We start from the raw sequence: 2,246 nt of genomic DNA, 5'->3' as shown, positions 1-2,246 counted from the left end.
GCTGCACTATCGCCATAGTGCCCCCAACTCCGCAGCTTCGTTCAATCCGGCTTCTATGAGGTCGCATGCTACGACAGCGCGCGCGGCTCAAGTCTGCCCCGCGACCTCACAGAACCCTCAAGATTCCCGAATCAGATTTTCAGTGATTCATGGGTGGTCGGCTCTTGGAGGGCTGACCATGCCGGGATGGGAAGACGAACTCGAACGCTGGCTGATGGCGTTCTTGGACCGGCTGGGTCATAAGGCCCGGCAGCGGATGTGTCCTCTGTATGTTGCGGGTTTGATCGGTCCTGGCGATCGAAAGAGCGTTCAGCCGATGGCGGAACGCCTTGCCACGAGCAACTACGACCAGTTGCACCATTTCATTGCGGACGGTATCTGGGACGCGACGCCGCTGGAGACAGAGTTGCTCAACCAGGCGGACCGACTTGTCGGCGGCAGGGATGCGGTGCTGGTTATTGATGACACCTCACTTCCCAAGAAGGGTGAGCGCTCGGTCGGTGTTGCGGCTCAATACGCCTCGGCACTCGGTAAAACGGCAAATTGCCAAACACTGGTGTCTTTGACGCTTGCGAGCGGCGAAGTGCCCGTGATGGTCGCGTTACGTCTCTTTCTGCCTGACAGTTGGACAAGCGACGTATCTCGTTTGAAGCGCGCTCGCGTGCCAGTCGAACATCGAACGCCACGGTCCAAGCCGGAGATTCTTTTGGCCGAGATTGACCGCGCGATAGCAGCCAACGTGCGATTTGGATATGTGCTGGCGGATGCAGGATACGGCCTCAGCGCACCGTTTCGACAAGGGCTAACAGAGCGCGGGCTGGTCTGGGCTGTCGGAATCCCTCGGCACCAGAAGGTGTATCCGGTCGATGTGAAGCTCATTTGGCCGATTACCAAAGCCCGCGGGAAACCACGAAAGCACCACGTGCCCGATATCTTATCGATTGCGGCAGAACAAATGCTGGCCAGCGCCAAATGGAAAACCGTGAGTTGGCGCAGCGGGACGAAAGGTCGGCTCAAAGCCCGATTTGCTGCCCTCCGTGTCCGCACCGCCGACGGCCCTCCGCAGCGGATATGGGATAAAGGTCAGCAGCATCTCCCAGGCGACGAAGCCTGGCTCATTGGCGAGCAACGCGCCTCGGGCGAGAAGAAATACCATCTCGCCAATCTTCCGGCGACGGATCTGCGCACGCCGGCAGCCACCATCAAGGCACGGTGGATTTGCGAGCAAGCGCATCAGCAGTTGAAGGAGGAGCTTGAACTTGATCACTTCGAAGGGCGATCATGGCAGGGTCTTCATCGCCACGCCCTGATGACAATGATTGCCTACGCCTTAAGCGTAGCGGCATGTCCACAGCGCCACAGGCTCAAGCCTTTCGGTCGGGTTTGCGGGTTCGCCGCATGCTTTCGCCGTTGAGATCGATCCGGTGGGCGTTATGGACCAGGCGGTCGAGGACGGCGTCGGCGTAGGTGGGATCGCCGATCAGCGCGTGCCATTGATCGACCGGGAGCTGGCTGGTGACGATGGTGGAGCGGCGGCCGTAGCGGTCCTCGAGTATCTCCAGGAGGTCGTGGCGGGCGGCGGCGTCGAGCGGCTCGAGGCCCCAGTCGTCGAAGATGAGGAGATCGACGCGGCCAAGCGCGCGCAGCAGGCGGGAGTGGCGGCCGTCGCCGCGCGCCAAAGCGAGATCGGTGAACAGCCGCGGGACACGCTGATAGAGCACGGAGCGATTGTCGCGGCAGGCCTTGTTGCCGAGCGCCGAGGCGAGCCAGCTCTTGCCGACGCCGGAGGGCCCGCAGATCAGCAGGTTGGCGTGGTCGTCGATCCATTGGCCTTCGACCAGCATCGTCAGGAGGCTGCGGTCGAGGCCGCGCGGGGTGCGATAGTCGATGTCCTCGACGCAAGCCTGCTGGCGCAGCGTGGCGTATTGCAGCCGCTTCGATAGCCGCTTGTCGCGTCGCAGCGAGGCTTCGCGTTCGAGCAGCAGTGCGAGCCATTCGGCATGGCCGAGGCTTGCGGCATCGCCGCCGGCTTCGATGTCGGCAAAGGCCTTGGCCATGCCATGAAGGCCGAGCGCGTGGAGTTGATCGAGGGTCGGATGCGTGAGCAAGGCGTGATCTCCTAGTTGTAGTAGCGCGGCCCGCGGATGTTGGGATGAAGGACCGGCGCGTTGTCCGCGGGGCGCTTGGGTGAAGGACGCCGATCGAGGTTGTTGGCAAGGATCGATTTGACCGAGCCGTAGGTGCGC

At 62.2% G+C, this 2,246-nt stretch carries 1 protein-coding gene and 1 pseudogene; one reads left to right on the top strand and one right to left on the bottom strand.

Features of this window, described 5'->3' with window-relative positions:
- Positions 1–178: 178 nt before the first annotated feature.
- Positions 179–1,330, top strand: a pseudogene (locus I6F21_RS37440) (IS701 family transposase); the annotation flags it as partial.
- Positions 1,331–1,364: 34 nt separating this feature from the next.
- On the opposite strand, the gene istB reads toward I6F21_RS37440, so the two are convergent.
- Positions 1,365–2,108 (bottom strand): IS21-like element helper ATPase IstB, encoded by a 744-nt coding sequence (istB, locus tag I6F21_RS37435; protein WP_225184346.1) that lies wholly within the window; start codon positions 2,106–2,108, stop codon positions 1,365–1,367.
- Positions 2,109–2,246 lie beyond the last annotated feature (138 nt).

It is taken from the genome of Bradyrhizobium sp. NBAIM03, from assembly GCF_020194055.1.
In the GTDB taxonomy this organism is placed as follows: domain Bacteria; phylum Pseudomonadota; class Alphaproteobacteria; order Rhizobiales; family Xanthobacteraceae; genus Bradyrhizobium; species Bradyrhizobium yuanmingense.
The sequence above is the reverse complement of the archived record's forward strand: the minus strand, read 5'-3'. Positions and strand labels throughout refer to the sequence as shown.